The 22991-nt window shown below is 66.1% G+C and carries 31 protein-coding genes and 1 pseudogene; 25 read left to right on the forward strand and 7 right to left on the reverse strand.

The window, feature by feature from the left end:
* A complete protein-coding gene (locus QZ186_RS04785; RefSeq protein ID WP_010317350.1) occupies positions 1-177 on the reverse strand; it encodes a hypothetical protein in 177 nt (58 codons plus the stop codon).
* Positions 178-312: 135 nt separating this feature from the next.
* Between QZ186_RS04785 and QZ186_RS04790 the strand changes: the two genes are divergently transcribed.
* On the forward strand, positions 313-531 hold the full coding sequence (locus QZ186_RS04790) for a hypothetical protein (RefSeq protein ID WP_296416040.1): 219 nt from the start codon (positions 313-315) through the stop codon (positions 529-531).
* Here the strand turns inward: QZ186_RS04790 and QZ186_RS04795 are convergent, their stop codons facing one another.
* Together QZ186_RS04795 and QZ186_RS04800 are read right to left on the reverse strand one after the other, a co-directional pair.
* On the reverse strand, positions 532-882 hold the full coding sequence (locus tag QZ186_RS04795; protein WP_010317363.1) for a DUF1651 domain-containing protein: 351 nt from the start codon (positions 880-882) through the stop codon (positions 532-534).
* A 40-nt stretch (positions 883-922) separates the two neighbouring features.
* Complete coding sequence (locus QZ186_RS04800) at positions 923-1456, reverse strand: hypothetical protein (protein WP_296416041.1); 534 nt, start codon at positions 1454-1456, stop codon at positions 923-925.
* A 206-nt stretch (positions 1457-1662) separates the two neighbouring features.
* Here QZ186_RS04800 and QZ186_RS04805 point away from each other — a divergent pair, with 206 nt between their 5' ends.
* Positions 1663-2055 (forward strand): phosphoribosyltransferase, encoded by a 393-nt coding sequence (locus QZ186_RS04805; RefSeq protein ID WP_247478701.1) that lies wholly within the window; start codon positions 1663-1665, stop codon positions 2053-2055.
* Positions 2048-2530: a nucleoside 2-deoxyribosyltransferase gene (locus QZ186_RS04810; RefSeq protein ID WP_296416043.1), complete on the forward strand. Its 483-nt coding sequence runs from the start codon at positions 2048-2050 to the stop codon at positions 2528-2530. Before QZ186_RS04805 ends, QZ186_RS04810 begins: the two co-directional genes overlap by 8 nt.
* Here QZ186_RS04810 and QZ186_RS04815 read toward each other — a convergent pair.
* Positions 2516-2716: a hypothetical protein gene (locus QZ186_RS04815; protein WP_010317371.1), complete on the reverse strand. Its 201-nt coding sequence runs from the start codon at positions 2714-2716 to the stop codon at positions 2516-2518. The two genes, QZ186_RS04810 and QZ186_RS04815, sit on opposite strands and share 15 nt — an antisense overlap.
* A 106-nt stretch (positions 2717-2822) precedes the next feature.
* On the opposite strand from QZ186_RS04815, the gene QZ186_RS04820 reads away from it, so the two are divergent.
* The 6 genes from QZ186_RS04820 (at position 2823) to QZ186_RS04845 (ending at position 6397) form a co-directional block, all read left to right on the forward strand.
* Positions 2823-2951, forward strand: coding sequence for a hypothetical protein (locus QZ186_RS04820; protein WP_256463395.1), 129 nt, complete (start codon positions 2823-2825; stop codon positions 2949-2951).
* A 67-nt stretch (positions 2952-3018) separates the two neighbouring features.
* Positions 3019-3189 carry a hypothetical protein gene (locus tag QZ186_RS04825; protein WP_247478704.1) on the forward strand — a complete coding sequence of 57 codons (171 nt, stop codon included), beginning with the start codon at positions 3019-3021 and terminating at the stop codon, positions 3187-3189.
* A 90-nt stretch (positions 3190-3279) separates the two neighbouring features.
* Positions 3280-3720, forward strand: a complete 441-nt coding sequence (locus QZ186_RS04830) for a gamma-glutamylcyclotransferase (protein WP_296416044.1) — start codon at positions 3280-3282, stop codon at positions 3718-3720.
* 3 nt (positions 3721-3723) lie between these two features.
* Positions 3724-4302, forward strand: a complete 579-nt coding sequence (locus tag QZ186_RS04835) for a glutathione S-transferase family protein (protein ID WP_010317379.1) — start codon at positions 3724-3726, stop codon at positions 4300-4302.
* A complete protein-coding gene (gene pdeM / locus QZ186_RS04840) occupies positions 4299-4949 on the forward strand; it encodes a ligase-associated DNA damage response endonuclease PdeM (RefSeq protein WP_296416045.1) in 651 nt (216 codons plus the stop codon). The genes QZ186_RS04835 and pdeM overlap by 4 nt, the downstream gene beginning before the upstream one ends.
* A 194-nt stretch (positions 4950-5143) precedes the next feature.
* Positions 5144-6397 carry a hypothetical protein gene (locus QZ186_RS04845; protein ID WP_367268115.1) on the forward strand — a complete coding sequence of 418 codons (1254 nt, stop codon included), beginning with the start codon at positions 5144-5146 and terminating at the stop codon, positions 6395-6397.
* A gap of 3 nt (positions 6398-6400) precedes the next feature.
* Here QZ186_RS04845 and QZ186_RS04850 read toward each other — a convergent pair whose 3' ends face one another.
* Positions 6401-6865 (reverse strand): CBS domain-containing protein, encoded by a 465-nt coding sequence (locus QZ186_RS04850; RefSeq protein WP_010317385.1) that lies wholly within the window; start codon positions 6863-6865, stop codon positions 6401-6403.
* Between the two features lie 76 nt (positions 6866-6941).
* Here QZ186_RS04850 and QZ186_RS04855 point away from each other — a divergent pair, with 76 nt between their 5' ends.
* The gene (locus QZ186_RS04855) at positions 6942-7478 is read left to right on the forward strand and encodes a CDP-alcohol phosphatidyltransferase family protein (RefSeq protein ID WP_296416046.1); all 537 of its coding nucleotides are present in this window, start codon (positions 6942-6944) and stop codon (positions 7476-7478) included.
* Here the strand turns inward: QZ186_RS04855 and QZ186_RS04860 are convergent.
* On the reverse strand, positions 7447-8367 hold the full coding sequence (locus QZ186_RS04860; RefSeq protein WP_296416047.1) for an NAD-dependent epimerase/dehydratase family protein: 921 nt from the start codon (positions 8365-8367) through the stop codon (positions 7447-7449). The genes QZ186_RS04855 and QZ186_RS04860 overlap by 32 nt on opposite strands.
* Positions 8368-8454: 87 nt before the next feature.
* On the opposite strand from QZ186_RS04860, the gene QZ186_RS04865 reads away from it, so the two are divergent.
* The 7 genes and pseudogenes from QZ186_RS04865 (at position 8455) to fumC (ending at position 14279) form a co-directional block, all read left to right on the forward strand.
* Positions 8455-9150, forward strand: a complete 696-nt coding sequence (locus tag QZ186_RS04865; RefSeq protein WP_296416048.1) for a Coq4 family protein — start codon at positions 8455-8457, stop codon at positions 9148-9150.
* Positions 9147-9335, forward strand: a pseudogene (locus QZ186_RS04870) (TIGR02450 family Trp-rich protein); the annotation flags it as partial. The gene QZ186_RS04865 and the pseudogene QZ186_RS04870, both read left to right, overlap by 4 nt.
* Positions 9336-9368: 33 nt before the next feature.
* The gene (hisA, locus tag QZ186_RS04875) at positions 9369-10142 is read left to right on the forward strand and encodes a 1-(5-phosphoribosyl)-5-[(5-phosphoribosylamino)methylideneamino]imidazole-4-carboxamide isomerase (RefSeq protein ID WP_296416080.1); all 774 of its coding nucleotides are present in this window, start codon (positions 9369-9371) and stop codon (positions 10140-10142) included.
* A 103-nt stretch (positions 10143-10245) separates the two neighbouring features.
* Positions 10246-10605, forward strand: coding sequence for a transcriptional repressor (locus tag QZ186_RS04880; protein WP_083797938.1), 360 nt, complete (start codon positions 10246-10248; stop codon positions 10603-10605).
* 80 nt (positions 10606-10685) lie between these two features.
* On the forward strand, positions 10686-12299 hold the full coding sequence (locus QZ186_RS04885; protein WP_296416049.1) for a DUF3685 domain-containing protein: 1614 nt from the start codon (positions 10686-10688) through the stop codon (positions 12297-12299).
* A 40-nt stretch (positions 12300-12339) separates the two neighbouring features.
* Positions 12340-12906, forward strand: a complete 567-nt coding sequence (locus QZ186_RS04890) for a thylakoid membrane photosystem I accumulation factor (protein WP_010317400.1) — start codon at positions 12340-12342, stop codon at positions 12904-12906.
* Positions 12903-14279: a class II fumarate hydratase gene (gene fumC, locus QZ186_RS04895; protein ID WP_296416050.1), complete on the forward strand. Its 1377-nt coding sequence runs from the start codon at positions 12903-12905 to the stop codon at positions 14277-14279. The genes QZ186_RS04890 and fumC overlap by 4 nt, the downstream gene beginning before the upstream one ends.
* Here the strand turns inward: fumC and QZ186_RS04900 are convergent.
* Complete coding sequence (locus tag QZ186_RS04900; RefSeq protein WP_247478717.1) at positions 14276-15688, reverse strand: PhoH family protein; 1413 nt, start codon at positions 15686-15688, stop codon at positions 14276-14278. The two genes, fumC and QZ186_RS04900, sit on opposite strands and share 4 nt — an antisense overlap.
* A gap of 85 nt (positions 15689-15773) precedes the next feature.
* On the opposite strand from QZ186_RS04900, the gene QZ186_RS04905 reads away from it, so the two are divergent.
* From QZ186_RS04905 to leuB, 8 genes are read left to right on the forward strand one after another with little or no spacing between them, the layout of a single operon-like run.
* The gene (locus QZ186_RS04905) at positions 15774-16955 is read left to right on the forward strand and encodes a F420-0:Gamma-glutamyl ligase (protein WP_296416051.1); all 1182 of its coding nucleotides are present in this window, start codon (positions 15774-15776) and stop codon (positions 16953-16955) included.
* 41 nt (positions 16956-16996) lie between these two features.
* Positions 16997-18028 carry a hypothetical protein gene (locus QZ186_RS04910; protein WP_296416052.1) on the forward strand — a complete coding sequence of 344 codons (1032 nt, stop codon included), beginning with the start codon at positions 16997-16999 and terminating at the stop codon, positions 18026-18028.
* Entirely contained in the window at positions 18028-18531 is a 504-nt protein-coding gene (gene ruvX / locus QZ186_RS04915) for a Holliday junction resolvase RuvX (RefSeq protein ID WP_247478721.1), read from the forward strand. Before QZ186_RS04910 ends, ruvX begins: the two co-directional genes overlap by 1 nt.
* Positions 18528-19097, forward strand: coding sequence for a DUF3727 domain-containing protein (locus QZ186_RS04920; RefSeq protein WP_010317427.1), 570 nt, complete (start codon positions 18528-18530; stop codon positions 19095-19097). Before ruvX ends, QZ186_RS04920 begins: the two co-directional genes overlap by 4 nt.
* Before the next feature lie 4 nt (positions 19098-19101).
* On the forward strand, positions 19102-19623 hold the full coding sequence (locus QZ186_RS04925; RefSeq protein WP_247478722.1) for a YqeG family HAD IIIA-type phosphatase: 522 nt from the start codon (positions 19102-19104) through the stop codon (positions 19621-19623).
* A gap of 2 nt (positions 19624-19625) precedes the next feature.
* Complete coding sequence (proB, locus tag QZ186_RS04930) at positions 19626-20699, forward strand: glutamate 5-kinase (protein WP_247478724.1); 1074 nt, start codon at positions 19626-19628, stop codon at positions 20697-20699.
* A 47-nt stretch (positions 20700-20746) separates the two neighbouring features.
* Positions 20747-21814 (forward strand): UDP-3-O-(3-hydroxymyristoyl)glucosamine N-acyltransferase, encoded by a 1068-nt coding sequence (lpxD, locus tag QZ186_RS04935; protein WP_010317432.1) that lies wholly within the window; start codon positions 20747-20749, stop codon positions 21812-21814.
* 27 nt (positions 21815-21841) lie between these two features.
* Positions 21842-22924: a 3-isopropylmalate dehydrogenase gene (gene leuB / locus QZ186_RS04940; RefSeq protein WP_247478726.1), complete on the forward strand. Its 1083-nt coding sequence runs from the start codon at positions 21842-21844 to the stop codon at positions 22922-22924.
* Positions 22925-22991 lie beyond the last annotated feature (67 nt).

Genomic DNA, 22991 nt, shown 5'->3' on the forward strand with positions numbered 1-22991 from the left:
TCAGTAGCCGTACCGCAGTCTGCGGACTTCCACTTCAAGGCGAACCATCTCCCGGCGTGCCTTCGAGGCGCAATGGGGGCTCTGATCCAGGGCCTCGTTGTAGCGATAGATCGCCTGGATGTAGTGCTGCTCCAAATCCCGCAGCTGGCCATCGCCAATCGCCCGCTTTCGCACCATTCCCCTGAAAACACGTCCCTCTCTGGCTCTAGCAACGGCAGCCGGGCCTGACACAGCTTGAGCAGGATGAGCATCAGAACTCATTGCCCCAGGGCTGGGATGGCGCAATAACAAGGCTGGTTCGCGAAGGTGCGCATGTCGGTGTCACGCAATCGATCAGCCGCTCGGCACACCCTTGAGCAGCAGATCCAAGCCGAGGCCCTCTCCTCTTGCGATGGCTTTGAACCACTGAGCCCCAGGCCCTGCGCCGCCGCCATGGCCCGCCCTGCGGCCGCCCAGAGCGGGTTTGGCCAGTGGTGGTCGCTGCTGGTGCGTTGGTGGAAGGGGCTCAAACAGCGCTTCGTCCCGGCCTGATCACCACTGGGCTGGCACCTGAGTCCATCCCTGTCGCAGCAGGTTCTGCCAGAGGCGCACCGCGTTGTAGCGGAGCATTCGGCTGTTGTGAAACGCCTGGATCTGGCCATCGCTGGCCAAGTCGGCATTGACCACCTCACACCACTGGGCGTGGGCCGTCGGGTCGATCGTGGTGATCCGAACCACCTTGCTGCCGCAGGCCGAGCGCAACCAACCTGAACCGGCCCTGCCCTGACGCTTCTGCTCGCGTTTCTCCTGGGCCGCCACCGTCACGACAAAGTCCCGCGGCGATCGAGAGTAGGTGTTCTCACCGATGGTGCAGCTCTGGGCGTGACGCTTCGATGCCCCCACGCAGAGAAGAGAACAGGCCCCCTTGAATCGGGGGTCTTTTTTATGGCGTCGTCGTCCAGCGGCGGCAGATCTTGGCCACCAGCACCTCTCGGGGGTCCTGGGAGTTCAGTTGTCCTTGGCTGATCTTGAACTGCGCCAGGTTCTCGGCCACCCCAGGGATCGAGTCGCGCACGCAATAGGCCGTCACCACCGGGAGTGTCCGACGCGCCCCGTTGGGACCCTCCACGATTGGAGCGAAGCGGGCCACGCGGTAGAGCACGCCGTGCTCCTTCTCGCTCTGGATCAGTGCCTCAGCGGCAGCCAGACGCGCCTGGTCCCCCTCCAGGTCCTTCTGCCAGAAGTCAACGGGGATGCCGTCGCGTTCATTGAAGTCGACGTTTTTCTTGGCCCAGGCGATCTCGGCCTTTAACGACTCGAGATTCACCCGCTGCGCAATGCGTCGGTCCTCCAGTTGAACGCTGCCCTCCTCCACCAACAGCCGTTGACCGGAGCTGGTCTTCACCACCAGATCAGAACCGTCATCTCCGCTCTGGCACCCCACCAGGAGCAGCGCCAACAACAGCAGCAGGCGCATCGGGCCCCATCCATCGTCCTTCCCTTGTAGCGGCTGGCATGAAGATTCAGCGGGAATCAGAACCGACGGTCGCAAACCCTGCAAGCTGAGCGGATGAGCCTCACGCACTGCCCCCTCTGCATCGGCCTGGCCGTTCTCTCGATTGGCCGTGCCGCAGCCCATCTCAGTGGGCTATGGCTCATGCTCAGGGGACCAGACACAGCCGCATGCGCACCCTCAGCTGGGCTGACCTTGACCGGGCCCTAGACGCCACGCTGGAGAAGTTTGAGTCGTCGTCTTGGACGGGGGTCTACGGGGTTCCGCGCGGTGGACTGGTCCTGGCGGTCTGCCTGAGCCATCGCCTGGGCCTACCGCTACTGGATCAGCCAGAGGCGGGTTGCCTGGTGGTCGACGACATCTATGAAACCGGGCGCACTGTTGAGCCCTTCCGAAGCCGCACGGACATCACCACCTTGGTCTGGATCAGCAAGGTGGAACCGCAGTGGTGGAGCGCCCTCGAGGTGAACGACTCGAGCGAATGGGTGCTCTTCCCCTGGGAGAACGCAGCAGCAGCCAGAGCCGATGAACAGCAGTACCGCGCCTCACGCTCCCATGGCTAAACCAACCCTCTATCTGGCCTCGCCCTACGGCTTCTCGGCCCATTGGCGCTCGCGCTTGCTGCCTGACTTTGTCGAGGCCCTTGAGCAGCTAGGGATCGAGGTCTGGGAGCCGTTCACGCGAAATGGTCAGGTGGATCTCGCGCAGCCGGGCTGGGCCTGGCGCGTCGCCCAGGCGGATCTGCAGGACGTGCGTGATGCCGACGCCCTCCTCGCCATCGTCAACGGCACGCCTCCCGATGAAGGCGTGATGCTGGAACTCGGTGCCGCGATTGCCCTCGGGAAACCTGTTTTTCTTTACCGCGATGACTTCCGGCGCTGCAGCGACTCCGAGGACTATCCCCTGAATCTGATGGTCTTCAGCGGCTTGCCCCAGGAAGGCTGGCAGGACTGGCTCTATGGATCGATCGAGGAGCTCAAGGCCCCGAGTAAAGCGCTCATGCAATGGCTCAGGGGCTGGCCGTCACGCGAGATCTGAGGAAGCGCCAGCGTCCTTGGCCCTTTGGGCGGCACGCATCGCCACCTCGACGGGGATCGTCCCGTTGGCCTCGAGTCCGCTCAGCTGCTGAACCATCTGACGCCGCTGTTCAGGGGTGAGCTTCAACAGATCGGCGAGGACATTGGGGTTGATGCGTCCCAGTCGCTCCCGAGCCAGCCCATCCATCAGCACCGTTCAATCCAGGCATGCCCTCCTAAGCGAAAGACCAAAAAAGCGAACAGCTTTTTCGGCACGCGTCAGCTCACCCAAACAGAGCGCGACAATGCGGCCCATGAACAACCACCGACCCCTCTCGGCTCTGTTTTTGGCCCTGGTCCTCGCCGTGGTGCCCCTCTCAGCGGCCCTGTTGATCCACGGACACGCGAATTTTCAAGCCGTCTTCAGCAATGCTTTCGGATAAGAACCTTTGGGTTTGAGTCCACCCGCGAAATCCCTAGCTACCGCCTGAATAGAGACGGTGGCGCCCAATGTTCTTTTACGAGCTGAACGTCACGCTCCCCCAGCGCATCCTGAGGGTTCCACTGCAGGCAGAGACCCAAGAGCAGGCTTGGCATCTCAGCCGCGACCTCTTCCCTGATCACGACCTGAAGTTGGTGCCTCGGCAGCGGAAGTGTGACCCTGAGTTCTGGGCGATCTAGGGGGCGTCCGATCAGGACTTCTCGAGACGACGCACGATTAAAGCCATCGCACCCAAGGAGCCAGCCAAGGCAATCAGCAACGCAATCGTCATGGGTGGGACCAACGGGGCTCCTGATTATGTCGGCCTGGTGTTCGTCTACGGGACGCTGAAGCGCGGCGAACGCTCCCATGGCCTTCTGGGCGATGCCGCGTTCGAAGGAACGGCGCTCCTCAGTGGTCTGGAGCTCTACAACCTTGGGCCCTTCCCGATGGCGATCTGCAATCCCCAGGCCAGTCGCCCCATCAGCGGTGAGCTCTACAGCATCACGGCCCAGGAACTGCAGGCGCTGGATCGATTCGAGGGAGCACCCCGGCTCTACCGGCGGGAGCTGCGCCGCCTGTCCGATGGTCGCGAGGCCTGGGTCTATCTCGGCAAGCCGCGGCAGGTGCGATTCGCTCCAGTCCTGAGCAACGGTTGCTGGAGCGGATCAGATCACAACCAACCGACGCCGCTGTCTGCAGCTTCTACGCTCAGGCCGGTTTCCAGCTGATCCATGGCCCTCACCCTGTTCGGCGGCGCCCGCAGCCGCGCCTCCATGCCGCGCTGGTACATGGAAGAACGGGGGATCCCCTACACCTGGCAACTCCTGGACATGGAGGCCGGGGAGCACCGCCAAGAGCCCTTCACCGCCATCAACCCCTTCGCCAAGGTGCCGGCGCTGGTGGATGAGGATCCCAGCCTGCCCGGCGGGCGACTGCAGCTGTTTGAAAGTGGCGCAATCCTCCTCTATCTGGCGGAGCGTTTTGGGGGCGAATGCCAAACCGCCGCGGAGCGGGGCCTGGCGCAGCAGTGGGTGCTCTTTGCCAACGCCACCCTGGCCACGGCCCTGTTTGTCCCCTCCAACCGGGAGCGGGAGTTCCCCCGGCTGATGGAAGTGCTCGATCGCAAGCTCGCTAGCGGTCCCCTGATGGGCGGCGACTGGGGCGTCGCCGATTGCGCCGTGAACGCCTACCTGGCCTACCTGCCGATCTTCTTCCCACAGATTGATCTGAGCCCCTACCCGCAGGTTCAAGCCACGATTGCCGCGACCCAACAACGGGCGGCCTACCAACGGGTCATGGGCCAGCGTTGAGCTCCAACGAAACCCTGACCTGGGGCAATAGCCGCCTGGAGTTGCTGCCCCAACGGGCCGCCTGGGATCCAGAGCTCCAGGTCCTGCTGATTGCCGATCTCCATCTCGGCAAGGCCGAGAGCTTTCAGGCGCAGGGCATCCCCTTGCCCAGCGATGGGGATCAGGGGAATCTCAATCGGCTGCTGGAGCTCACGGCCTCGCTTCACCCGCAGCAGGTGCTGGTCCTCGGGGACCTGATCCATAGCCAGCTGGGACTGACCCCTGAACTCCAGGAGAAGCTCGCAGCTCTTCCCGAACTGATGGGGTGCGAGTTGGTCCTGGTCGGAGGGAATCACGATCGCGGCGCCGTCTTTCCCTCGCTGCAGGCCCAACCATCCCTGCAACGCGGCGCCTGGTGGCTGAGCCACGAACCGGAGACGCCTCCGGAGCCTGAGCTGCTCAACATCTGCGGCCACGTGCACCCCGTGGCGGTCCTCGGACAAGGCTCTGATCGGCTGCGGTTGCCCTGTTTTGGCTTGGATTTCAGCCAGCAACGCCTGCTGCTGCCCGCCTTCGGCGAACTCACGGGCGGCCATCCAGCTCCACTGAAGATGCAGCGCTGGGTCATTGCCGAAGACCGGGTTCTGAAACTGCCGGGCGCGAACTAAGCGGTCCCTAGATTGCTGATCTCTGGTCCCTTCATCTGGACACCGCTTCAGCGCCACCGACGAAACAGAAGCGCCCCCATTGGCGACGCAAGCGCTGGATCCCCCTTTGGCTTCCAGCCGGTCTGTTTGCGTTTTTTGTCGCCATCGCGCCGCCCTTGCCCGAGGGCGAGCCGGCCAGAACGGGTTCCTCACGCTTGAGTGCGGTCGGCGGCCAGGCCGAACCCTTCCGCTACCTGCCCGACCAGGACGTCTACGCCCTCGACTTCGACCCGCGCAAGGTCCGCATTGATCTGCTCGAGGGCTGGGACCGGGAGCAGGACGCCTACAACGACTCCTCCGCCCTGGCCTACGTCTCCGGGCCGATGTACGAGCGGCATGTCAACAGCCTGGGCCGGGAGATCACGGTTCCACTGGGGGACCTGAAGTTGGGAGATCAGGTCTGGAGAGGCCGAAACCGAACCGCCGCCCGCCAACGGGCCTTTGTGGGGATTCGCCACGACGGCGGTGCTGATTTCGGCTTTGGCGAACTCACATCCGAGCGGGCCGCTCAGTACGACACCTTCATCGGTGGACTGCACAGCCTCTACAACGATCTTCTCGATCCCCCGCCTGAATACCGCGGCGCCTACAGCGTTTCGATGGGGCAGCAAATCCGCTATTACCTGCCGCGGATTCGGATGGTCATCGGCCTGCGCAGCGATGGTCGCCTGGAGATGCTGATGAGCCGCGATGGCCTGACCCTCGAGCAAACCAAAAGCCTGGCCCGCCAGCGCGGTTTCAAGGCGGCCTACCTGCCCGATCACGCCTCCAAAAGCCGCCTGATCATTCCAGGGGTCAAAGGATTCACCGAGGCCGATGCGAACTGGATCAGCGGTGGAGCCACCAGCTTTGTCCACGTCCCCTACCTGCTGCGACTGAGCCCCCGCGCCATCCCCCTGCGGGGCAATCTGCTGGCCAGCCTCACGCCGCGCCTGGGACAACGGGATTGCAGCAACCCGCTGCAATGCGGCCAGAGCTTCGGTGCGCAGCTGGCCGACCGCGCCCTCGCCGGGCTGAACCGCCTGATGGAGCAGGGGGTCGAGCCGGTGGCGCGCCTGATCTGGTCGCCCGCACCCCTGGCCCAACCGCCGGGCAGCGCCAAGCGCGCGCCGCTGCGTGAACCGCCGATCACGGCCGATCCCCTAGCCCTCAGGGAACTTCAGGAGAGCGCAGCCAACAGCACGCTCGAGAACGAACTCACGCCTGAAGCCCCCGACCTACCGCCACCCCTGGTGCTGCTGGATGGTCAGCCCTTGCCCCAGGAGCCGGAGTTCTTAAACGGGGATGCCGATGCCCTCGCCCCTGCTGAAGCGATGCCCCCGGGGGACTTCCCGCTTGGGGCACCAACTCCGCCGCCGCTGCTCCCCCCCCGGCCGCTGCCACCGGTGCAGGCGCCGCCACCGCTCTAGGGATCAGGCCGAGGCCAACGCCCGCACGACATCGCCTCGGGTCAAGACCCCGACCGGGCGCCGCTGCTCATCGAGCACAAACAGCCGCTGCGTGCCCTTTTCATGCAGCAAGCGGGCCGCCTCCGGCAGCAGGGTGTCGCCACTGCAGGTGTGGGGGGCCTGGCTCATCACCTCGCCGACGCTGTTGCCGAGCACCTGATGCACCTGCTTGTCCCACTGCAGCGGGTTGCGCAGATAGATCACGGCGTCGAGCAGCATCACGTAAGGGCCGGCATCAAAGCCGCTCTCACGCACCATCAGGTCCTGCTCGGTCAGCTCGCCCACCAGCGCCCCGGCGGCATCGACCACGGGCAGACCACTGATGTGGTGATCGCTCATCACCTGCACCGCGTTCTGGAGGGGCGTCTCGCGACCAACGCTGCGAATGGGCGTGGTCATCACTTCGGAGACCCGGCGTTCAACGACCATGACTGCGCTGCGGATGCCGTCATTGTGGCCGCTCCGTCAGGCGGAAGAATGAACCGCAACGCTTGGTCGGAAAGCCATGCCGAACTCCAGCCTCAGCCGGCAGCTTGCCGATGGCCTGACCATCGCCCGCGCCGTCATCGGTCTGCCCCTGATCCTGGCGCTGGTCCAGGGCAACGGCTGGTTGGCCTGGTGGTTGCTGCTGCTCGGGGGCCTCAGCGATGCCGCCGACGGCTGGCTGGCCAGACGCGCCGGGGGCGGCTCGGTCTGGGGGGCCCGTCTGGACCCACTCACCGACAAGATCCTGATCCTGGCGCCCCTGCTCTGGCTTGGCGCTGCAGGCTCCCTGCCGCTCTGGGCGATCTGGCTCCTGCTCGCCCGTGAACTGCTGATCTCCGGCTGGCGCGCTGGGCAAGGCAGCGGAGGACCTGCCTCCTGGGGAGGCAAGGCCAAAACCATCCTTCAATTCGCCGCCCTCTTACTGCTGCTCTGGCCCGGTGGGGGAGCAGCCCCGCTCCAGCTGTTGGGTTTCTGGTTGTTCTGGCCCTCCCTGGCGCTGGCCCTGAGCTCAGCCTGGGGCTACATCACAGCGCCAGCAGCTGATCGTCGGAGCTGAAATCAGGGCTGGTGGGCATCCGCTTGGCGTAGTCGTTGCTGTAGCTGTCGGCGAGGGAGCGCTCGACGTCGTACTGGGGTGTCCAGGCCAGCTCGCGCTGGACCCGATGGATATCGGTCAGGAAATGGGCCATCCGCAGGGGGAAGGCCTTGCGGGCCTTTTTGTCCAGACTGCTGGGGTCAAAGCTGCGGATCTCAACGGAGGCCGGATCCTTGCCGCACGCACGCGCGGCCGCCTCCACCAGACCGCGGAAGCTGATGCCCTGGGCACTCGAGCAGTTGTAGATCCGATTTGCTGCGGCATCGACGCCAATGCTCAGGGCCATCGCCGTGGCGAGGTCGTTGACATGGCCCAACTGGGTGATCGTGCTGCCGTCGCCGGGAAGGGGCACCGGACGGCCATGGACGATCCGATCGAAGAACCAGCTCTCGACAGGGTTGTAGTTGCCCGCACCAACGATGTAGGTGGGCCGGAAGCTGGTGAAGGGGATCTTCTCAGCCGTCAGCCAGGCCTCGGTGTCGAGCTTGCCGCTGTGACGGCTCTCGGGATCGGTCGGGGAGTTCTCCGTCAGGGGCCAGAGGGCGCTGTCCGCATAGACACCGGCGGAGCTGACGTAGACAAAGCGATGGCTCGGGGCCCCCGTCACCTCCACAACCGAGCGGCTGTCCGCCACGGTGCGGCCGGAACTATCGACGATCACATCAAATTGACGACCGGCCAGAGCCGATAGGCCCTCAGCCGTACTGCGGTCGCCACAGAGGTGCTCGACGCCAGCGGGAACCGGGTTCTTGCCGCGGGTGAACAGGGTGAGTGCATGGCCCGCGTCCTGAAGCTGTTGCACCAGGGGACGGCCCACAAAACGGGTTCCGCCCATCACCAGGATCTTCATCGCAGCAGCCCACAGGTCTGACCATTCAAAACGCTGGGCACGTCCTTGAAGCCCTCTGCAAACTGAGGGTTCTGACGGGCAAAGGCCATGGGCCGCTTCAACGAGGTTCTGCGCTCCCTCAACAACCTCAAGTTGCTGGCCGCCGTGGGCCGCAGTGGCGGTGAGCTGAGCAACATCGCCGATCTGGTGGACAACTTCCTTGGCAGCCCCCAGATGGAGGACTGCATCAGGCGCTTCCGCGCACTTCCCGGAGGGGCCGCACTGATGGACGGCCGCTACCCGCCGCTGCAACCACAGATCGAGGCGCTCGAAGCACTACCGGCCGGAAGCCTGGGACGGGAGTACGCCCGCTTGATTCGCCAGCTGGGCTACGACCCGGAATTCTTTCGGCCCAGGCCGATCGAGAGCGACGGCCAATGGCTGACGCAACGCATTGCGACCACCCATGACATCCACCACGTCATCAGCGGCTTTGGCACCGAACGGGCTGGGGAGACCGGGGTGCTGGCAATCACCGCGGCGCAGATCGGCTTTCCCGCCTATGTCCTGCTCACCAGCGCCAGCCAACTGGCGAACTTCCGCTTCAAGCTCGAGGAGTTCGAAAGCATCAGCGCCGCCGCCGCCCATGGCTCGGCCATCGCTCACCAGGCCCAGTGCCTGGCCATCGCCCGCTGGGAGGAAGGCTGGGAGAAACCCATCAGCCAGTGGCGCCAGGAACTGGGAATCCAGGATCCTGCAGACAACGCCCCCTACGGCCTGGCCCTGCAGCTCGGCCAGGGATGAAGTGGCCGCAGCAGTGGACCGCCCAGGCCAACGTCCTTGGTCAGACGCGGGGCTATCGCCACTTTCGTGTTCTGGGAGAGAGCGGCAAGGGGAAGGAGCGACGGCTGGCGCTTGAAGCCGTGCTGGATCGGACGTTCCGCCTCGAGGTACCGCTGGTGCAACTGCGGGATCGCAGCCTCTGGCAGCCTGGCTGGCAGTCCTTGAGCCGACCGGCCTCCATGCAGATCATCCCCGCCATCGACCTGCTGGATGGCCATTGCGTTCGGCTGCATCAGGGTGATTACGGCCAGGTCACCCGCTTCAACGATGACCCGGTGGCGCAGGCCCTCGATTGGCAGCGGCAGGGGGCGCAACGGCTGCACCTGGTTGATCTCGATGGGGCCAAAACCGGTCAACCGGTCAATGACCAGGCGGTCAAGGCCATCACCTCAGCCCTCTCGATTCCCGTCCAGTTGGGCGGCGGTGTCCGCAGTGCCGAGCGGGCCGAGGAACTGCTGCAGTGCGGCCTCGATCGGGTGATCCTCGGCACCGTGGCGATCGAAAAGCCTGAGCTGGTCAAAGAACTCGCCAGCCGTCACCCGGGCAAGGTCGTGGTGGGAATCGATGCCAAAGACGGCCTAGTGGCCACCCGTGGCTGGATCGAAACCAGCACCGTCCAAGCCACCGAACTGGCCAAGAGTTTTGAAGGCAGCGGCGTCGCCGCGATCATCAGCACCGACATCGCCACCGATGGGACCTTGGCCGGGCCGAACATCGACGCCCTGCGCGCCATGGCCGAGGCCAGCAGCATCCCAGTGATTGCCTCGGGCGGGATCGGCACCCTCGAGGACATCCTCTCGCTGCTCTCCATTGCACCCCTGGGGGTGAGCGGCGTCATCGTCGGCCGCGCGCTCTATGACGGCACGGTGGATCTCGCCGAAGCCCTGCAGGCCATCGGTCCAGAGCGGCTCCAAGACGCACTCAATCCGCCTACGGGTTCTATAACGGTGTAAGAGACCTTTTTGGGTCGTGGCTGGTTCCTCAGCACCCAACAACGCATCGGCCGGCGGGACCCACGGGGTGGATCTCGCCTATTCCCGCTGCAAAGACCTGGGAATGCGGCTCTCACGCCAGCGTCGGATGGTGCTCGAGCTGCTCTGGGACGAGCGGGATCACCTCAGTGCCCGCGACATCTTTGAGCGGCTCAACGCCAAGGGCCGCAACATCGGCCACACCTCCGTCTACCAAAACCTTGAAGCGCTCCAAAGCGCAGGGGTGATCGAGTGTCTTGATCGCGCCAATGGACGGCTCTACGGCTACCGCAGCGATCCCCACAGCCACATCACCTGCCTCGAGTCCGGTGCCATCCAGGATCTGGATGTGGAATTACCCGCCGATCTGCTCGATCGCATTGAAGAGCAAACCGGCTATCGGATTGAGAGCTACACGCTCAATCTCAGCGGACGGCGGCGCTAAGTGCGCCAGAGCCTTGAGCAGCACTGGAAACGGCGTCAATCCCCGTTAACTTGAGCGCCATTAAGGCTCAACCCTGATCCGTGCCCGAGGCGAAGGACGCACCTCCGATCCTGATCCTGGCGGAGCCCCTGATTCAGGCGGGCCTGGAGCGGTTGCTGGAGGAGTCGTTCCAGCTCAAAGCAGCCAGCGACCCAGACAAGGGAGCCATCGCCCTGGTGATCTGGAGCATCAGTGCTGGCATGCCTGCGGCCACGCTGGAGCGGGAACTCGCCCAGCTGCGCGATCGCTGGCAACCGGCGCCGCTGCTGCTGCTCCTACCGGCGGAGTCCGACCTACCCAGCAGCTGGCTGCTGCAGTTGCCGGCTGAAGGTCTGCTGCAACAGGCGGAGCCCCAGGAGATCCGCGCCGCCGTTGACACCCTGCTGACGGGCGGACGGGTGGTGGAACTGCGGCCCCTGCGCGGGATCGAGCAACCCGAGCAGAGCCGGGAGGCGCTGGGCCTTGGCCAGTGGCTGCTGCGCAGTGGCCTGGCTCAAATCGAAGCGGAAGCCCTGCGCTGCCGCCGCTGGCTCGACCTCCAGCCGGTGGGCCTGAACGCCCTGCTGTTGGCGGGTCGGCTGCGGGAACTTGCCCTGGCCAAACGGCTGCTGCTTTGGCTCTGGGGGCCGATCAGCATGGCCTTCCCGTCTGAGGCTCCGCTGCAGCGCCCGGAGCCGCAGGCCGTCGTTGGCATCACCCTGCGGGAGCGCACGGCCATCGGGGTCTGGGAGGCCATCCAAGAGCGGTTGATCACGGCCGCCTCCACCGGTCTCAGCAACCAAAGCGGTCAGCTGATGGCCCTGGAGGGACTGAACACGGACCACCGCCGCGATCTGCTGCTCGCCCTGCTGGCCCAGTTCGACCTCCTGATCACCCGCTTCCGCCACGAGCAGCTGCGCGGTGTGGCTCTGGAAGAGCGTTGGCTTGGGCAGCAACCGGAATTGCGTCGCCTCTCCATGCGGGCCATGGCCGGTGAATACGTCCAACTACCGCTTGAGGGGGGCCTGCTTCCCGTCGCCCAGAGCCTGAGTGAGGCCAGTGACCTCACCGCGGTGGATCCAGAACTCCCGGCTGCCCTGCCGATGCTCGCGGCCCTGGTCTGCGCCCAACCGATCCTGGTGGACGGCCGCCTGTTGGCCCCCGATGAACCCCAGGCGCTGCTCCACCTGGAGGCACTGATCAGCAACTGGCTGATTCGCACGGCGGAACTGATCAGCGCAGAAATCCTCGCCAGCTGCAGCACCTGGCCTGATCTGCGCCGCTACCTACTGCGCAGTGATCTCCTGCCCACACGGAACCTGGAGCGACTGCGCAACCAGCTGAACTCCCAGCAACGCTGGGACAGCCTGTTTGAGAGGCCCGTCCAGCTCTACGAAAGCCGCCGCTTGCTCTATGGACTCAAGCAAGGCGCCATCGTTCCGATCGAGCACATGGAACCCCGGGACCGGGAGTTGCAGCAGCTCAGCTGGGGCCAGCAACTGATCACCCTCGTGCTGGAGGGTCGCGATGCCCTTGCCCCCCAGGTCCAGGCCCTGTTCAGGCGACTCGGGGATCTGGTGGTGGTGGTGCTGACCCAGGTCATTGGTCGGGCCATTGGCCTGGTCGGCCGCGGAATCCTCCAGGGCATGGGCCGCAGCATCGGCCGCGGTTCCTGACCTGCTGAAGGCCACAATGGCCGCAGCTTTCCCTGCGTTGATGCCCCGCACCCTGGCCCGGCTGCTGAAGCCCCTTGCAGCGCTGGCCCTCTGCTTGGTTCTGGTGCTGGGCCTCGCCGCACCAAGCCAGGCCGCGCGGGACACCAACAGCTACGACGGCAATATCTACGCGCTCTACGCGGGCAACGGCTCCCTGGTGCCGCCGCGAAGCACCCTCTCGCAGGCCTTGGAGGAGCACCGGGTGATCATCCTGGGCTTCTTCCTCGATGACAGCGCCGCCAGCAAGCAGTACGCCGTCGTCTTCAACGAACTGCAGCGCCTCTGGGGCCGCAGCGCTGAGTTGATCCTGCTGCAGACCGACCCGCTGCAGAACCGCGAGACCCACGGCGCCATTGACCCCGCCAGCTATTGGAAGGGCCAAATCCCCCAGGTCGTGGTGCTCGACCGCGAGGGCAAGGTGGTCCTCGATGAGAGCGGGCCCGTGAGCATCGACGCCATCAACGAAGCGCTCAGCGGCATCACCGGGCTCCGTCCCCAGGGTGATACGAAGCTCAGCCTCAACCGCGAGGTCAACGAACTCAACAGCGAAATCGTCGCCGCCCCATGAGTCAGCGCCAAGAGACCGACAGCCTCGGGGTCATCGCCGTTCCCGCGGAGCACTACTGGGGCGCCCAGACCCAGCGCTCCATAGGGAACTTCCCCTTCGGCCAGCGCATGCCCCTGGCGATCGTGCATGCCTTTGGTCAGCTCAAGGCGGCCTGCGCTGAGGCGAATCGCGATCTCGGCAAGCTGGATGCGGACCTCTGCGGCGCCATCGTGACCGCCGCCGAGCAGGTGGCCGCCGGAGATCTGGATCAGGAGTTCCCGCTGAAGGTCTGGCAGACCGGCTCGGGCACCCAGAGCAACATGAACGCCAACGAGGTCATCGCCAACAAGGCGATCGAGGCCCTCGGCGGTGAACTGGGAAGCAAGAGCCCAGTGCACCCCAACGACCACGTCAACCTCAGCCAATCGAGCAACGACACCTTCCCGGCGGCGATGCACATCGCCGTGGTGATCGAACTGGAGCAACGGCTCCTACCCGCGGTTGAGGCCCTGGCGGCGGCCCTGCAGGCCAAGGCCACGGCCTACGCCGATCTGGTCAAGATCGGCCGCACCCATCTCCAAGATGCGGTGCCCCTGAGCCTGGGCCAGGAATTCAGCGGCTACGTCGCCCAGCTGCAGCTGGCGATCGAAGCCATCCGCCAGAGCCTGCCGCGGGTGCGGGAGCTGGCGATTGGTGGCACGGCCGTGGGCACCGGCCTCAATGCCCCGAAGGGCTTTGGCGAGGCGGTCGCGGCGCGGCTCACGGAGCGGCTTGGAACCGCCTTCAGCAGCGCCCCCAACAAGTTCCAAGCCTTGGCGGGCCATGAGGCCCTGGCCTCAAGCCATGGCGCCCTGACGGTGCTGGCGGGCTCGTTGATGAAGATCGCCAATGACATCCGCTGGCTCGGCAGCGGCCCACGCTGCGGCCTCGGGGAACTCGTCCTGCCGGAAAACGAGCCGGGCAGCTCGATCATGCCGGGCAAGGTCAACCCCACCCAGTGCGAGAGCCTGACGATGGTGGCGGCCCAGGTGATGGGCAACAACACCGCCGTTCAGATCGGCGCCAGCCAGGGCAACTTTGAGCTGAACGTCTTCAAGCCCCTGATCGCCCACAACGTGCTCGAGAGCATCGAGCTGCTGGCGGGCGGCTGCACCAGCTTCCGCGAGCACTGCATCGAGGGCCTCAAGGCCAATGAACAGCGCATCGAGCGGCTGCTGAATCAGAGCCTGATGCTCGTGACCGCCCTGACCCCCGCCATCGGCTACGACCGCGCCAGCGGCATTGCCAAACATGCCCACAAGCACGGGCTGAGCCTCAAGGAAGCCGCCCTGGTGCTCGGCGAGATCAGCGCCGAAGAATTCGATCAGTGGGTGCGCCCGGAGGCGATGGTCTAAAGCAGGTTCGCCGCCAGCTCCGCCAGTTCGCTGCGCTCGCCGCGGATCAAGGTGATGTGGCCCGCGAGCGGCTGCCCTTTGAAGCGCTCCACCAGCCAGGTCAGGCCATTGCTCTCGGCATCCACATAGGGATTGTCGATCTGATACGGGTCACCGGTGAAGACGATCTTGGTGCCCTCGCCCACGCGGGTGACGATCGTTTTGACCTCGTGGGGGGTGAGGTTCTGGGCCTCATCCACCACCATGTACTGGCGGGGAATCGAGCGACCGCGGATGTAGCTGATCGCCTCCACCTCCAGGAGCCCCATCCCCTTGAGGTCCGTCCAGTTGCTGCGGGGGGCACGATTGGTGCCGGCACGATTCGCAGGCCCAGAGGCGCCCTTGGCTCCCGAACGGCCCTCCTCTTCAGGGCTATTGCCGAGCAGGAAATCAAGGTTGTCGATGATCGGCTGCATCCAGGGGCCCATCTTTTCCTCGAGGCTGCCGGGCAGAAAGCCGATCTCTTTGCCCAGCGAGATCACCGGCCGGGTCACCAGCAGGCGTTCATACAGCTGTTCATCCGCCACCTGGTGCAGGCCCGCCGCCAGGGCCAGCAGGGTTTTCCCCGTCCCGGCCTTCCCCACCAGGGTCAGGAGTTGCACCGAGGGATCCAGCAGCAGATCCAAGGCAAAGGTCTGCTCGCGGTTGCGGGGCGAGACCTTGCCCAGTCGGGCCCGCGTGCTGCGCTGCAGCGGCACCAGCCGCTGATGCTGGGCATCAAAACGCGCGAGCAGCGTGTGATTGGGTTGGGCCTGATCCACCAGGGTGACCCCCTCATTGGCCTGTAGGTCGGCACCTTCAGCGGAGGGAAGCTCCGTGAGCGGCAGCCCCCCCTCGCTCTTGAGGGTGTCCATCGCCGTTGCACTGGCCGATAGCTCACTGACCCCGGCGTAGAGGTCGGCGATGTCGACCTTGTCGGTGGTGTAGTCCTGAGCGGTCAGGCCGACGGCATCGGCCTTGATCCGCAGGTTGGTGTCCTTGGTGACCAGCACCACCGGGGGTTGATCGGCAATCAAGCCGGAGCGGAGCTGCTCCAGCGCCACCGCCAGGATGTTGTTGTCACCGCTGCCGCCCTTGAGCTCCGGCGGCAACTGGGCCAGGGTCTCGCTGCGGCAGAAGACCACCTGCAGCGTGCCGCCACTGCCCTCATCAATCGGCACGCCATCCGCCAGGTTTCCCTTCTCCCGCAGGGCATCGAGCAGGCGCGAGATCTGGCGGGCATTGCGGCCCTTCTCGGAGGGGTCCTTCTTGAAGCGGTCGATCTCCTCGACCACCTCGATCGGGATCACCACCGCGTTGTCTTCAAAGCGTGTGAGGGCCTGGGGGTCATGCAGCAACACATTCGTATCGAGAACGAAGGTCTTGCGCATCGGGGCTCACCACCGCAATGCCGAAACGCTAAGCGGGTTTTTCTGCTGCACCACCTACGCTCCCGCAGAACGCAAAGCTCCGCCGTTGGCCGCCCTGTTTGCTGTTGTCCTGATCGCCGCCCTGGTCTTTGGGTTGGCGTTGCTCTGGCTGGAGCTGCGCCATCGCCTGCGGCCCGCCTCACCCCTGCGGCTCAGCAGCAGCGGTTGGAAGGTGCAACGGGTCTCCGACAGCCAATGGCAGGTCAAGGGAACCCTGAGCATCCGCAACCCACACCGGCGGATGGAGGTCTTTGTTCCCGAGATTGAACTCAAACCCACCCTGCTTGGACGCGCGGACCTCTCTGGGGTCAACGTGCGCTGCAGCCTGAGCCCGCAGCACCCCGATGAGGAGGCCCGCGCCGATGGCTACTGGTTCGCCTACATCGTCAAAGGGCGCAAGACCACCCAAGCCGAAGCGCTGATCACGCTTGAGGCCCCAGCCGGCAGCGACCTGCGCAACCTGCTGGACACCCTCTGGCTGGAGATCCTCTGGATCAACTACGGCCCCTTCGGCCGGCTGCAACAACGCGATGGGGTGCTGATTCCCCTGCGCCGTCCGGCCCCAGCGAAGAGCTCCAGCGCGACCTGGCGCCAGGGTGATCGCTGCAGCGTGTTGCCGATTCGCACCCATCTGCTCGGAACCCTCGACGATCCCGCCGAGGTCCTGCAGCACTACGCCGGCGCCGTGCTGCAGCCCGGGGATGTCCTGACCATCGGCGAGACCCCGCTGGCGGTCATGCAGGGCCGCTACAACCACCCGGCCAACCTGCAGCCCTCCAGCCTGGCCCGTCTGCTCTGCCGGGTCTTCCACCCCACCAGCTCCCTGGCCACCGCCTGCGGCCTGCAGACCCTGATCGACAACGTCGGTCCGGCGCGCGTGCTCTGTGCCTGGCTCGCCGGCACCGCCCTCAAGCTCGTGGGCTCCAAGGGTTGGTTCTATCGGCTGGCCGGTGAACAGGCCCGCCTGATCGACGACGTCACCGGCACCACTCCGCCCTACGACCAGACCATCGTCCTGGGTCCGGTTCAAAGCAGCGAGGTCTGCCGCCAACTGGCCGCCGAGCTCGGCGTCGCCGTCGCCGTTGTGGATGTCAACGACCTCGGTCGGGTCAAGGTGCTGGCCTCCAGCCCCGGCTGCGATGAGGCGCTGCTGGAGCGGGCCCTCAAGCCCAACCCCGCCGGCAACGCCAACGAGCGCACCCCACTGGTGCTGGTTCGCCCGAACTAGCAATCGCCCATACCATTGAAGGAGGCCCCTTCGGCGCCGCCGTGTCCTCAGCTGCTCAACCAAGCCTTCAGGTGAAGCCGCTGCGGGGATGGCAGCTGCCTTTTCTGCAGGAACCCTGCTTCAGCGATCTCCTGCCTCTGCTGCAGCGATCCCTGCTGTTGCAGGGGCCCGAGCGGCTGCTGCAACGTCTCGCCCCGCGACCGGCCCTGGCCTCGGAGACCTTCGTGGCCTTCCGCGACCCCCAGACCCCCCTGGGACTGGTTGTCAGTCAACGACTGAACCGCAGCGGCAGCTGCTGGCAGATCCAACACCTGCGCAGCAGTGAGGCCAGCCTGGAGGCCGGAGAAGCCGGACGCATGGCGATTGAGGCCGCCCTGGTGCGCGCCGCCATCCAGGGCAGTCCGAGCGCCGCCAGTTGGATTGCCACCAGCCCCAGCACCGACAGCAATCGCTTGGGTCTCTTGCGGCAACAGGGCTTCCAGCAACTCCGCCACGAAACCCTCTGGCGCTGGGAACCGCCCCAGGAACCGCTCGAACGCGCCCTGCCCTCGGACTTGCAGCTGCTGCCGCTCAATCGCCGGAGCGCCCTGGCGATGTGGCAACTCGAGCAGGCCGCCCTGCCGGCCCAGTTGCGGCAACTGCTTGATCGCCGCGTGGACGATCTGCTCGATCAAAGCGAACAGCCCAGCTGGATGCTGTTGGACACCAGTCGCCAGCAGGCGGTGGCCGGGGTCCGGCGGCTGCGCCCCGGCAGCCGAGAGATCCCAGAACTGGAGCTGAGCCTCCACCCCGGCTGGCAGCACCTGCTGGGGCAACCCCTGCACCTGCTGCTGGAGCAGAGCGCCCAGGGCCTCGGTGAAGTGCTGATCCGCAGTGATGTCCTCAAGCACGAGCACAACCAATGGCTGCAAAGCCTGGGGATGGCGCCCGAAGGGGAAGAGGTGGTGATGGCCCGCAGCGTCTGGCGCCGCCATGCCCCGCAAACCAGCCAAGGGGTCAGCCGCAAGCTGGAGGCGGTCCTTGGCCAGCTGCAGCCGGGTCAGAAGCCAATCCCAACGCCCCTCGAGCGCTGATGGCCGCCCCCGCACCCCGCTCGGTGCTCTCCCTGGATGTCGGCCGGAAACGCATCGGTCTGGCCGGCTGTGACCCCCTGGGCCTGACGGTCAAACCCCTTCCGGCGCTGCACCGGGGCCGCTATCCCGCGGACCTGCAGCAGCTCCAGGCCTTGGTGCGGGAACGGCGGATCCTGGCCCTGGTGGTGGGACTCCCACTGGATGCCCAGCAACAACCCACTGCCCAAGCGGAGCACTGCCGCCGCTACGGCGAACGCCTAGCCCGGGACCTGGCCCTCCCCCTGGCCTTTGTCAATGAATACGCCAGCAGCTGGGATGCCGGGGAGCGCTTTGGGCTGCGGGGGGACCGCAGCGGCGCCCTCGATAGCGCCGCCGCCGCCCTGCTGCTCGAGCAGTGGCTCCAGGAGGGGCCGGAGCCGGCAGCGGTCAGCAAGGCGACCCCAGCCCATGGCCTGGAGTCCGATGCCCAGGCATCCTTAGGCCATCTCCCCCATGCGCCATGAGCACTGACGGCCCCAGCATCAACGGCACCGGTGATGTCCCGACCGTGCTGGTGCGGGACCAGAGCGGGCGCCAGCTGCTCTGCTTCCTTGAGCAACTGATTCCCCTGGACGGCAAGGACTACGCCCTGCTGACCCCCGTCGACACCCCGGTCTGCCTGGTGCAGATCGCCGAAAACGAGAACGGCGAAGACGAGGTCATCGAAGAGCTCAGCCATGCCGAGCCGATCCTCTCGGTGGCCGATGTGGTGCTGCAGGAGCACGACCTGACCCTCGTGCGCTCCGCTGTCACCCTGACCGTCAGCGGGGACCTGGAGGAACCCGATCCCGAGGAGTACGACGAGGACGAGCTCGACGGCGATGAGGACGATGAGACCGACCTCTACGAAATGCTGATCCAGTTCCGGGCCGAGGACAAGGAATACGGCCTGTTCATCCCCCTGGATCCCTTCTTTGTCGTGGCCCGCATGGAAAACGGCGAGGGCGTGCTGGTGGAGGGCGAAGAGTTCGAACGTGTTCAGCCCCGGATCGAGGCAGAACTCGAGGACCGCGAGCTCGGTGACGACTGATTCGGTGACCCGCCTTTCCGTCTCCGAACTGCTGCAGCCCAATCTGGTGGCGGCTGGAACCCTGGTGGACCTTCCCCTGCATGGCCTGCTGGCCCAGGGGATCAGGGCCCTGGTGCTGGATGTGGACCGGACCCTGCTGCCCCACCGGGGCTCCAGCCTCCCCGAACCGATGGAGGCCTGGCTGAAACGGGCGCAGGAGACCGTGCCGCTGCACCTCTTCAGCAACAACCCCTCCCGGGCCCGCATTGGCGGCGTCGCCGAGCGTCTGGGCGTGGACTTCACCACCAGCGCCGGTAAGCCGCGGCGCTCCCCCCTGCGCCGGGTCTTGCAACAGCTCGATCTCCCCGCCGCCCAGGTCGCGATGGTCGGCGATCGGGTGTTCACCGATGTGCTGGCCGGCAACCGACTCGGGATGTACACCGTGCTGGTCAAACCGATTGACGCCACCGGTCAGCCCTGCCGCCATGACCACTGGCAGCGCTTTGAGGTGAAGTTGGCCCAACTGGCTGGAGCGGAGCTCTCCTGACGATGGGGATGCGCCGGGTCATCAAAGTCGGCACCAGTGTTCTGCGGGGCTCCGGTAGCCGCGGAACCGAGCAGGTGATTAACGACCTAGCCGCCAGCCTCTGCGGCCTCTGGCAACGGGAGGAGCCCGTGGTGCTCGTGACCAGTGGCGCCGTTGGCCTGGGTTGCCAGGCCCTGCAACTGGGCGAGCGACCGACGGAGCTGGAGGGTCTGCAGGCCTCAGCCGCCGTGGGCCAGGGGCGACTGATGACCCTCTACGACCAGGCCTTTGCCGCCCGCGGGCGCTGCGTCGCCCAGGTGCTGCTGACCCGTGCCGATCTGGCCTCCAGGCGCCGCTACCAGAACGCCTGCCGCACCCTGGAGCAGTTGCTCAGCTGGGGCGTCACCCCGGTGATCAACGAGAACGACACCCTGGCGACCGATGAGCTGCGCTTTGGCGATAACGACACCCTCTCCGCCCTGGCGGCGGTGGCGATCCAGGCCGATGAGCTGGTCCTGCTGACCGACATCGACAGCCTCTACTCCGGTGATCCCCGCAGCGATGCCGGCGCCAAGCCGATCCCTGAGGTCAAGTCCCTAGCCGAGATCGAGGCCTTGGCCGGGGTGGCCAAAGGCGGGGGCCGCTGGGGCACCGGCGGGATGACCACCAAGCTCTCGGCCGCGCGCATCGCCACCGCCAGCGGCATTCAGGTGCGCCTGGCCGATGGCCGCGATCCCGCTGTGCTGGAAGCCGTCTTGGCTGGCGAACAACTGGGGACGCTGTTCCGCCCCAGTGAGACCCCCCTGAGCAGCCGCAAGGGTTGGCTGGCCCATGCCCTGCTGCCCAAGGGCAGCATCACCGTGGATGCCGGAGCGGAGCGTGCGCTGCTGGAGCAGGGAGCCTCGCTGCTGGCCGTCGGGGTCCGCAGCGTGGACGGCTCCTTTGGCCGGCGCGAGGCCGTGCGTGTTCTGGGCGAGGACGGGCGGGAGCTCGCCCGGGGCCTCAGCGCCCTAGCGAGCGATGAATTGGAGGGGGATCAGGGCCAGAGCGGAGTGGTCATTCATCGGGATCACCTCGTCGTCATCGCCTCAAGCTGAGACCTGAGAAATCGGCCTACCATCCGCAGCACATCCCCCCGCCGCCGATGCGCTTCAGCCAACTGCTCAGCCAACTGAGCGAGGTGAAGGCCGCAGGTGGGATCCAGTCCCTTCAGCACCACCTCGGGGAGGACCCGGAGCTGGGTGCCGCCGCCGCCCTCGACCAGGCCCTCAGCGGTCAGATCAGTTTTCTTGAGGCTGGCAATGCCCTGGCGGCCGCCCTCAATGCCAGCGGCGCCAGCGCCGTGCTGCTGCCCGCCAAGGGCAACGAATGCGAGGCCGCCCAGGCGGAAGCCACGGCCAAGGGCATGGCCTGGGTCGCCCTGGCTGACCCACGGCTGGGTTTTGCCGAGACGCTCGACACCCTCTACCCCCGTGCCCCCAAGGCTCCGGGTGTTCACCCCAGCGCCGTGATTGCACCGGAGGCGGTGGTGGGCATGGGGAGCCATGTCGGCGCCAACGTAGTGATCGGCAGCGACGTGCAAATCGGCGCCTCCTGCACGATCCACCCCAACGTCGTCATCTACGACGACGTGCAGATCGGCGATGGCTGTGAACTGCATGCCGGCGCCGTCCTGCACCCCGGCTCCCGACTGGGACGCGCCTGCGTGGTGCACTCCAATGCCGTCGTCGGCAGTGAAGGCTTTGGCTTTGTGCCCACCGCCAGCGGCTGGCGCAAGATGCCCCAGACCGGCCTGGTGGTCCTCGAGGATGCCGTCGAGGTGGGCTGCGGCAGCACCATCGATCGCCCCTCCGTCGGCGAAACCCGGATCGGCGCTGGCAGCAAGATCGACAACCTGGTCCACATCGGCCACGGCGTCACCACGGGCAAGGGCTGCGCCCTGGCGGCCCAGGTCGGCATTGCCGGCGGCGCCAAGCTGGGCAACGGCGTGATCCTGGCCGGCCAGGTGGGCCTCGCCAACAAGGCCGTCATGGGCGATCGCTCCATCGCCTCCTCCAAGTCCGGGGTCCATGGGGAAGTGGCCGCCGGTGAGGTCGTCAGCGGCTATCCCGCCATCCCCAACCGCCTCTGGCTGCGCTGCTCAGCGGCCTTCAACAAGCTGCCCGAGCTCGGCAAGGCGCTCCGCCAACTGGAAAAACAAGTCAAGCCGTAGCCTCCCCCGAAGCCCAGGCGGACGTCGATGACCAGCTTCCGGATCACCCTGCTCCCCGGTGACGGGATCGGTCCTGAGATCACGGCGGTGGCCCGCCAAATGCTGGACGCGGTCAGCCGCAGCCATGGCTTTGAGCTGGTCTACAACGAGCAGCCCATGGGGGGGTGCGCCATCGACGCCACCGGCGAACCCCTGCCCGCCAGCACCCTCGAGGCCTGCAAGGCCGCCGATGCCGTGCTTCTCGCCGCCATCGGCTCGCCGCAATACGACACCCTGCCCCGCGAGAAGCGCCCGGAGACCGGGCTGCTGGGCCTGCGCTCCGGCATGGGGCTCTTCGCCAACCTGCGTCCGGTGAAGATCATCCCGGCGCTGATCGATGCCTCCACCCTCAAGCGCGAGGTGATCGAGGGGGTGGACCTGATGGTGGTGCGCGAACTCACCGGGGGCGTCTACTTCGGCACCCCGAAGGGCCGCGTTGAGGCCGATGGCCGGGTGCGCGGCTTCAACACCATGGCCTATTTCGACGATGAGATCGATCGCATCGCCAAGGTGGGCTTTGACATTGCCCAGCAGCGCAGCGGCCGCCTCTGCAGCGTCGACAAAGCCAACGTGCTGGATGTCAGCCAACTCTGGCGCGATCGCGTCGAGGCCCTCCACGCCAGCAGCTATGCGGGCGTGGAGCTGAGCCACATGTACGTGGACAACGCCGCGATGCAACTCGTGCGCAACCCCCGTCAGTTCGACGTGCTGCTCACCAGCAATCTGTTTGGCGACATCCTTAGCGATGAGGCCGCGATGCTCAGCGGCTCCATCGGCATGCTGCCCTCAGCCTCACTAGGCGAAAGCGGCCCTGGCCTGTTTGAACCGATCCACGGTTCTGCCCCCGACATTGCGCGCCAGGACAAGGCCAACCCGATGGCCATGGTGCTGAGCGCCGCGATGATGCTTCGCGTGGGTCTCCAGCAAGACGCCGCCGCGACCGCCCTCGAGCAGGCCGTGGACCGGGTCCTGGCCCAGGGCTATCGCACCGGTGATCTGATGGCCGAGGGCTGCACCCAACTGGGCTGCAAGGCCATGGGCGATCAACTGCTGGCCGCCCTCGAGGCCTAAAGCAACAGGGATCAACGGATCGGCGGGATTGGCCACGCGACCTGCCAAACTCGCCGCTAGTTCCACC

It is taken from the genome of Vulcanococcus sp. DEBay_Sum29NL08_54, from assembly GCF_017859255.1.
GTDB lineage: Bacteria > Cyanobacteriota > Cyanobacteriia > PCC-6307 > Cyanobiaceae > Vulcanococcus.